The sequence below is a fragment of the Citrobacter sp. wls718 genome, assembly GCF_005280945.1.
Classification (GTDB): Bacteria; Pseudomonadota; Gammaproteobacteria; order Enterobacterales; family Enterobacteriaceae; genus Citrobacter; species Citrobacter gillenii.
Genome location: NZ_SZWV01000004.1, coordinates 41,332 through 46,430, shown reverse-complemented (window position 1 = coordinate 46,430; position 5,099 = coordinate 41,332). Strand labels below are relative to the sequence as shown.

The following is a 5,099-nucleotide window of genomic DNA, read 5'->3' as shown; positions in this document are numbered from 1 at the left end:
ACAATGTGCGCCATTTCTATTACACAGATACTATTACTTACGGTATTTAGTAGCTGCGTTGTCCAGACGCTGGTTAGCGCGTGCTGCGTCATCTTTAGCAGCCTGAACGTCGGAACGCATTGCGTTCACGTCGTTGCTCAGCTGGTCAACTTTAGCGTTCAGAGTCTGAACGTCAGAAGACAGCTGATCGATTTTAGCATTGCTGGAGCAACCTGCCAGCAGAGTAGAACCCAGGATTACCGCGCCCAGTACCAGTTTAGTACGATTCATTATTAATACCCTCTAGATTGAGTTAATCTCCATGTAGCGTTACAAGTATTACACAAAGCTTTTTAGGTTGAGAATATTTTTTTGATGCGAATGCACTTATTTTTGATCGTTCGCTCAAAGAAGCATCGAATTGTGCAAAAACGGCTAAAAACCCGAGTGAAAACAGAAAGCTTCCATCGGATTCATCTTAGATAATCTCTAATTAGATAGTGAAATCCGATTTGATTTTTTATTAATAGTAGCTATCGCGGAAATAAAAAAAGCGCCGCAAGGGCGCTTTTTAGGCAAATTAATTCCCGATGGAATTATTACAGCACGTGAACAGATGCCGTGTTGGTGGTGCCGCTCGGTACCAGCGCACCGGAAACCATCACTACAACGTCACCTTTCTGTGCCAGGCCGCGCTCAACTAACTGCAGCGCAACTTCTTTACCCAGACGGTAGAAATCATCAGTAGAAGCGATTTCTTTCACCAGGTGCGGCACCACGCCTTTGCTGAGAACCAGCTGACGCGCAGTCACTTCGTTGGTGGTCAGCGCCAGAATGGTCGCGTTCGGGAAGTATTTACGTACGGCTTTAGCGGATTTACCACCCTGGGTCGCTACGACGATCAGCGGAGCTTCCAGTTTTTCAGCGGTTTCTACAGCACCACGGCAAACGGCTTCGGTAATACGCAGTTTGCGGTTGTCATGGCTGTTGTCCAGACGGCTGGTCATCACGCGGTCGGTACGTTCGCAGATGGTTGCCATGATAGAAACGGCTTCCAGCGGGTATTTACCTTTAGCGGATTCACCAGACAGCATGACTGCATCAGTACCGTCGAGGATGGCGTTTGCCACGTCACCGGCTTCAGCACGGGTCGGACGTGGGTTTTTGATCATGGAGTCCAGCATCTGAGTCGCGGTGATAACCACTTTACGTGCGCGTACGCATTTTTCGATCATCATCTTCTGCGCGAAGATAACTTCTTCAACCGGGATTTCTACGCCCAGATCGCCACGTGCAACCATGATGCCGTCAGACGCTTCGAGGATCTCGTCGAAGTTGTTCAGGCCTTCCTGGTTTTCGATTTTGGAGATGATCTGAATGTTTTCGCCGCCGTGCGCTTTCAGGTGCTCACGAATTTCAATGACGTCAGAACGTTTACGGATAAAGGACGCCGCAACGAAGTCAACGCCTTGCTCGCAACCGAAGATCAGGTCCTGTTTGTCTTTTTCAGCCAGTGCTGGCAGCGCGATAGAAACGCCCGGCAGGTTAACGCCTTTGTTTTCGCCCAGGTCGCCGTTGTTCAGCACTTTACAGATAACTTTGTTACCTTCGATTGCGGTAACTTCCATGCCGATCAGACCATCGTCAACCAGCACGGTGTTGCCAACGGACAGGTCATTGGTGAAGCCTTCATAAGTAACAGCAACGATTTCGTTGTTACCTACGACAGATTTGTCGGTGGTGAACGTGAAGGTCTGACCCGCTTTCAGAGAAACGTCGTTACCGCCTTCCAGTTTAATGGTACGGATTTCCGGACCTTTGGTGTCGAGCAGGATGGCCGCTTTCTTGCCGGTCTTGCTCATCACGTTGCGCAAGTTCTTAATGCGCTGACCGTGTTCTGCGTAATCGCCGTGGGAGAAGTTCAGACGCATGACGTTCATGCCCGCGTCCAGCATTTTGGTTAACATCTCTTCGGATTCGGTTTTCGGACCGATGGTGCAAACAATTTTCGTCTTTTTCATGACAGTCTTAGTCTTTAAGTTGAGAAGGATATGGAAATCTGGCTTCCGTCGCGCACGGATGGGAAGCTAAACCTGAGTTACGAAAGTTGTGATGCCTCGCTCTAAGGATAGGTGACATCGAAAGAGCGTGCAGAGGAATGTGTGCTTGCGTTTCAGCCCAACGGGTAGGAGAGTTTTGTAGTCGTTGAGTTTTACAGGTCAATGTGCTGAAACCATTCAAGAGACAATTGGCGCGCATTATACGCTGAAAATTATCTAAAAGGAAAATGGAAACGGTGTTTCAAAAGCGTTCTGTGCAGTTTCACGAAAAAATATTCACGAATTTGTTCATTGCTATGGATAAAGAGGTTGTCCGCAGCGGTGGTCTGTTGCGCAACAACACGACGTTCTTCATTCCCGGCTCTTGCAAACGACAATAGTGCAAAACAGTTATTCCTTATAGTTATATCAAATTCTTTTTAATTCATATCAAAAGCCCATTTCCCTGATTACACTCGTTTGGACATCCATACTGCTAAACAGCCAAAAGCGTTAGCAGGATAACGATAAGCAGCAGCGGATACCCAAACGACATGATTGTCCTGAAAAATATTTCGAAAGTGTTTACGCCAGGCAGGCTTGCTATTACCGCTGTCGATAACGTCAACCTGACGGTTGAACAGGGGCAGATTTACGGAATTATTGGCTACAGCGGTGCCGGTAAGAGCACCCTGATTCGCCTGCTTAACGGCCTTGAACAGCCAACTTCCGGCAGTGTGACCGTCAATGGTCACGATATCTCCACGGCGCGCGGGGAATCGTTACGCCAGGCACGACTGAAAATCAGCATGGTGTTTCAGCACTTTAATCTGCTGTGGTCGCGGACCGTCAGCGAAAACATTGCCTTCTCAATGCAAATCGCCGGTGTACCAAAAGCAAAAATTAAAGCACGTGTGGCCGAACTGATTACATTGGTCGGGCTGGATGGTCGAGAAAACGCCTGGCCGTCGCAGCTCAGCGGTGGGCAAAAACAGCGTGTCGGGATTGCTCGTGCGCTGGCGAACAACCCGGACGTGCTGTTGTGCGACGAAGCCACTTCCGCGCTGGATCCGCAAACCACCGATCAAATCCTGGATTTGCTGCTCGATATTAACCGGCGTTTCAAATTAACCATTGTGCTGATCACCCATGAGATGCACGTGGTGCGCAAAATTTGCGATCGCGTGGCGGTGATGGAGAACGGCAAAGTGGTTGAAGAGGGCGATGTGCTCAGCGTGTTTAGCCACCCGCAGCAGCCGATCACCCGTCAGTTTGTCCGTCAGGTAAGTCAATATGCCGAGGAAGATGAGTTTAATCCGCAACTGGCAAGCGAACTCGGCGGTGCGGTGATTAAGTTAACGTTTACCGGACAGCGTACCCATCGGCCGGTGGTCGGGGAGCTGACCCTGCGCTACGGCCTGCCGTTTAACATTCTGCACGGCAAGATGACGCAAACCGCCCATGGCGCGTTTGGTCAACTGTGGGTGCATGTGGTGGCCACTGAAGAACAACTCAACAATATTCTGGCCGATCTACGCCACAGCGACGTTGACGGCGAGGTTATCCAACATGGCTGATTCCCTGTTTCCCCATCTGAAATGGGACCAACTGTTCGCGGCAACTCAGGAAACGCTCTACATGACCGCGCTTTCCGGTGTGGCGACCTTTGTGCTGGGTATTGCGCTCGGACTGGCGCTATTTCTGACCGCGCGTGGCGGCCTGTATCAGAACCGCACGCTGTACAGCGCCATCTCGTTGATCGTGAATATTTTCCGCTCAATCCCGTTCATCATTTTGATCGTGCTGCTGATCCCGGTGACCAAAACGCTGGTTGGCACCATTCTTGGAGCCAACGCCGCGCTACCCGCGCTGATCGTGGGTGCCGCACCGTTCTATGCCCGTCTGGTCGAAATTGCCCTGCGTGAAGTAGATAAAGGCGTTATTGAAGCGAGCCGCTCCATGGGGGCACGTCTGAGTACGCTTATTTTTCGGGTTTTACTGCCGGAATCATCGCCCGCTCTGGTGTCCGGTATCACCGTGACGCTGATTGCCCTGGTTAGCTACAGCGCAATGGCTGGTGTGATTGGTGCCGGTGGTTTAGGGAATTTGGCTTATCTGGAAGGATTCCAGCGCAACCACAGCGACGTTACGCTGGTGGCGACGGTGACCATTCTGGTTATTGTCTTCATCATCCAGTTTTGCGGCGATGTGATCACCTCTCTGTTAGATAAACGCTAATAAAATACGGAAACCATTATCATGAAAAAATCACTGACATTACTCGCCGCCGCCACCTTAAGCGCCCTGAGCTTTGCGTCGTGGGCAGATACGCTGACCGTGGGCGCGTCCAACGTGCCGCACGCTGAGATCCTCGAACAGGCGAAACCGATCCTGGCAAAGCAGGGGATCGAGCTGGAGATTAAACCGTTCCAGGACTACATTCTGCCAAACACCGCGCTGGCGGGGCGTGAGATTGACGCCAACTACTTCCAGCATATTCCGTACCTGAACAGCGTACTGAAGGATCATGCGGGTGATAAGACCTATGATTTCGTCAGCGCCGGGGCGATTCACATTGAGCCGATTGGTATCTATTCTAAAAAGGTAAAGTCGCTGAAGGACCTGCCGGAGGGCGGAAAGATCATCATGCGTGATGCGGTGTCCGAAGAAGGGCGCATTCTGTCGATTTTCGAAAAAGAGGGTGTGATTAAGCTCAAGCCAGGCGTTGATAAAGTCACCGCGCGCATCAGCGACATCGTTGAGAACCCGAAAAAGCTGAAGTTCCTGCCTAACGTTGAAGCGGCACTGTTGCCGCAGATGTATAACAACGATGAAGGCGATGCAGTGGTGATCAACGCCAACTACGCTATCGATGCCGGGCTGGATCCGGTGAAAGATCCGATTGCTGTCGAAAGCGGCGAAAACAACCCGTATGCCAACATCATTACCGTGCATCGCGGCGATGAGAAGAAAAAGGATATTGTGGCGCTGGTTGACGCACTGCACTCAAAAGAAATTCAGGACTGGATCCGCACCAAATATAAAGGCGCGGTGATCCCGGTAAATAACTGATCCACTTTC

The 5,099-nt window shown here is 50.7% G+C and carries 5 protein-coding genes; 3 read left to right on the top strand and 2 right to left on the bottom strand.

The genetic code is table 11. From position 1 onward, the window contains the following. Positions 1–33: 33 nt before the first annotated feature. Positions 34–270 carry a murein lipoprotein Lpp gene (gene lpp / locus FDW95_RS00540; protein WP_003029373.1) on the bottom strand — a complete coding sequence of 79 codons (237 nt, stop codon included), beginning with the start codon at positions 268–270 and terminating at the stop codon, positions 34–36. Between the two features lie 308 nt (positions 271–578). After that, positions 579–2,000, bottom strand: a complete 1,422-nt coding sequence (gene pykF / locus FDW95_RS00535) for a pyruvate kinase PykF (protein WP_096757211.1) — start codon at positions 1,998–2,000, stop codon at positions 579–581. 572 nt (positions 2,001–2,572) lie between these two features. On the opposite strand from pykF, the gene FDW95_RS00530 reads away from it, so the two are divergent. From FDW95_RS00530 to FDW95_RS00520, 3 genes are read left to right on the top strand one after another with little or no spacing between them, the layout of a single operon-like run. Next, a complete protein-coding gene (locus FDW95_RS00530) occupies positions 2,573–3,595 on the top strand; it encodes an ATP-binding cassette domain-containing protein (protein ID WP_115258625.1) in 1,023 nt (340 codons plus the stop codon). Continuing rightward, positions 3,588–4,256 carry a methionine ABC transporter permease gene (locus tag FDW95_RS00525; RefSeq protein ID WP_096757209.1) on the top strand — a complete coding sequence of 223 codons (669 nt, stop codon included), beginning with the start codon at positions 3,588–3,590 and terminating at the stop codon, positions 4,254–4,256. Before FDW95_RS00530 ends, FDW95_RS00525 begins: the two co-directional genes overlap by 8 nt. A gap of 21 nt (positions 4,257–4,277) precedes the next feature. Then, a complete protein-coding gene (locus FDW95_RS00520) occupies positions 4,278–5,090 on the top strand; it encodes a MetQ/NlpA family ABC transporter substrate-binding protein (protein ID WP_096757208.1) in 813 nt (270 codons plus the stop codon). Positions 5,091–5,099 lie beyond the last annotated feature (9 nt).

What these genes read in the sequence shown, in the direction of transcription:
- FDW95_RS00530 (WP_115258625.1), top strand. Translation starts at nt 2,573, where the DNA reads ATGATTGTCCTGAAAAATATTTCGAAAGTGTTTACGCCAGGCAGGCTT.
- lpp (WP_003029373.1), bottom strand. Translation starts at nt 270, where the DNA reads ATGAATCGTACTAAACTGGTACTGGGCGCGGTAATCCTGGGTTCTACT.
- pykF (WP_096757211.1), bottom strand. Translation starts at nt 2,000, where the DNA reads ATGAAAAAGACGAAAATTGTTTGCACCATCGGTCCGAAAACCGAATCC.
- FDW95_RS00525 (WP_096757209.1), top strand. Translation starts at nt 3,588, where the DNA reads ATGGCTGATTCCCTGTTTCCCCATCTGAAATGGGACCAACTGTTCGCG.
- FDW95_RS00520 (WP_096757208.1), top strand. Translation starts at nt 4,278, where the DNA reads ATGAAAAAATCACTGACATTACTCGCCGCCGCCACCTTAAGCGCCCTG.